The organism is Mesorhizobium sp. M7A.F.Ca.CA.004.12.1.1 (assembly GCF_003997835.1).
In the GTDB taxonomy this organism is placed as follows: Bacteria; Pseudomonadota; Alphaproteobacteria; order Rhizobiales; family Rhizobiaceae; genus Mesorhizobium.
Genome location: NZ_RZRK01000893.1, coordinates 1 through 2,404, shown reverse-complemented (window position 1 = coordinate 2,404; position 2,404 = coordinate 1). Strand labels below are relative to the sequence as shown.

Below are 2,404 nucleotides of genomic sequence, written 5' to 3'. Positions count from 1 at the left end.
GCCTGGGGCTATGGCATCAGCCAAGTCGACCGCGCCGGTGCAGCGCGCATCGAGCCCAATCTCACCGAGCTTCCGGATTTTGCCCTGCATGTTGCCGAAGAAGGTGTCGCAGAGCCCGTGGCCGCCGTCCGTGCCCTATTGGCAGACGCGAAGCGACATGGCGCGAAGACCATCTCCAGCACGGTGACGGCCCTGGTCCAGACCGGCGGCAGGATCACCGGTGTCGACACATCGCATGGCCTGATTGCATCGGACGAGGTGGTGGTCGCGGCCGGCGTTGGCTCGCCGGAGATCGCCGCGACCGCCGGGATCAACCTGCCGATCGAAACGCCGCCCGGCCTGATCGTCCATTCGCGACCGCACGAAAAGCTGCTCAACGGGCTGGTGCTGGCCGAGCGGCTGCACATGCGCCAGACGGCGGAAGGCCGCATCATCGCCGGCTCGGATTTTGGCGGAGCCGATCCGGGCATGGATGCCGAAGCCACCGCCCACGCCCTGTTTGCGGCCATGAAGGCCATGCTGCGCGACAGCGATGGGTTGGAACTCGATTTCCACACGGTCGGCTACCGGCCGACGCCGATCGACGGCTTTCCGATCATTGGCCGCGCCGAGGGCTTGGACGGTGTCTATGTCGCCGTCATGCATTCCGGCATCACGTTGGCGCCGGCCATCGGCCTGTTCGCCGCTCGGGAAATCCTCGACGGCGAGCGCGACCCCTTACTTGCCCCTTATGGATTGTCGCGTTTCGCTCAATAGGCGGGCGGACGCCGAAAGCCGCCGGTCAGTGGTTCGATTGCCCTGGCGATGCCGAGCAGCTGTGACTCCGACCAGCGTTTGCCGACCAGTTGCAAGCCGATCGGCAATCCCTCGCTGCCCTGTCCGCATGGGATGGAAAGCGCCGGATGGCCGCTGTAGTTGAAGACGGCGCCATAGGCCGGCAGCATCCAGTAGCTCTGCTCCTTGCCGTCGACCGTGATCGGCGTGCCCGGCTCGCAATGCGGGAAGGCGGAAGTCATGGCGACCGGGCAGAGCAGCGCGTCATGGTTTTCGAAAAACCGGTCCCAGGCGAGAATGGACCTGTCGCGGCGGGCGAGTGCCTCGAACCAGCGCGAGACCGGTGTCGGCTCCTCCGGCGACTCCGGCTGCGCGGCCTCCAGCATCATGCCGATCAGCGCGCCGCCCTGCTCCAGATCGTGGTGCAGATCGAGTTTCGGCAGTTTTGCCTCCTCAACGAGGGCACCGGCCGATTGCAGCTGCCTTGCGAGGTTTTCGACTGCGGCGCTGATGTCGCCGGCCACCGGAAAGCCGGGAAAGGACGGCGCGAAGGCGATGCGCAATGTCCTAGGGTCGAGCTTCGGCATATCCTGGACCGGCACCGGAGCAAGATCGGTGTCGCTTCCATCCGGGCCGGCGATGATTTGATAAATCAGCGCCAAATCTTGCACGCTGCGCGCCAACGGCCCGAGGCAGGACATCAGCCGCACGCTGCGCGCGGCACCGCCGGGATCGGGGAAGGCACCGGCCAGCGAGACACGATGCTCCGTCGGCTTCAAGCCATAAACACCGCAAAAGGCGGCCGGCAGCCGGATCGAATCCTGCATGTCTGTGCCCACGTCGAACGGCGTCATCCCCAAGCAAATTGCCGCTGCCGCGCCTCCGCTGGAGCCTCCCGCCGTGCGCTGGAGATTCCATGGATTGTTGGTGCGGCCGAACAGCGGGTTGTTCGATTGCCAGTCCGAAAGCATGGCCGCGACATTGGTCTTGGCCATCAGCACGCCGCCGGCCGCTTTCAGTCTGATGACGACCGGGCTGTCCTGCTTGGCGACATAGTCGGCAAAGGGCGGGAAGCCGACCGTGGTCCTTATGCCTGACGTTTCGTGCATGTCTTTCAGCGTGAACGGCACGCCATGCAGAGGTCCGGGTGCGGCGCCGCGCGCCTGGGCAGCGTCCGCCTTCTTGGCACGCTCGCGGGCGCCTTCCCTGTCGAGCGAGATGACGGCATTCACCGCATGGTTGTGCGCATCGATTTGCGCCAGATAGGCGTCGAGTGCTTCCACGGCGGAGATTTTGCGCTTGGCGATGGCTGCAGCGAGATCGACGGTTGAGGAGAAGACGATGTCCATGAGGAATGCTCCGGCTTGGCCGCGCGTGCCTGACCAATTGGCGGAACGCGGCGCGATTTCAAGCGGAGTTGAGCATTCGGTATTCGCTAGTGCTTGATCGAAGTTGTGCTGCCGATGTCGGCACTCTACGGCGCCCCCCTCTGGCCTGCCGGCCTCTCCCCCTCAAGTGGGGAGATTGGATAGCGTCACGGCTTTCGCCAATCTTCAACGTTGCAAGAACGCGCGGTCGGCGAAGCTGCCAATCTCCCCACTTGAGGGGGAGATGTCCGGCAGGACAGAGG

2 protein-coding genes are annotated in these 2,404 nt (G+C 64.9%); one reads left to right on the top strand and one right to left on the bottom strand.

Translation table 11 applies throughout. The features are described from left to right. Nucleotides 1-756, top strand: a 756-nt coding sequence (locus tag EN984_RS31330; RefSeq protein ID WP_164765781.1) for an FAD-binding oxidoreductase, incomplete at its 5' end; no start/stop codon positions are given. On the opposite strand, the gene EN984_RS31325 is transcribed toward EN984_RS31330, so the two are convergent. Beyond that, nucleotides 750-2,123 carry an amidase gene (locus EN984_RS31325; protein ID WP_127266623.1) on the bottom strand — a complete coding sequence of 458 codons (1,374 nt, stop codon included), beginning with the start codon at nt 2,121-2,123 and terminating at the stop codon, nt 750-752. The genes EN984_RS31330 and EN984_RS31325 overlap by 7 nt on opposite strands. Nucleotides 2,124-2,404 lie beyond the last annotated feature (281 nt).

Excerpts from the sequence above, each read along its gene's own strand:
- EN984_RS31325 (WP_127266623.1), bottom strand. The coding sequence starts at position 2,123 with ATGGACATCGTCTTCTCCTCAACCGTCGATCTCGCTGCAGCCATCGCC.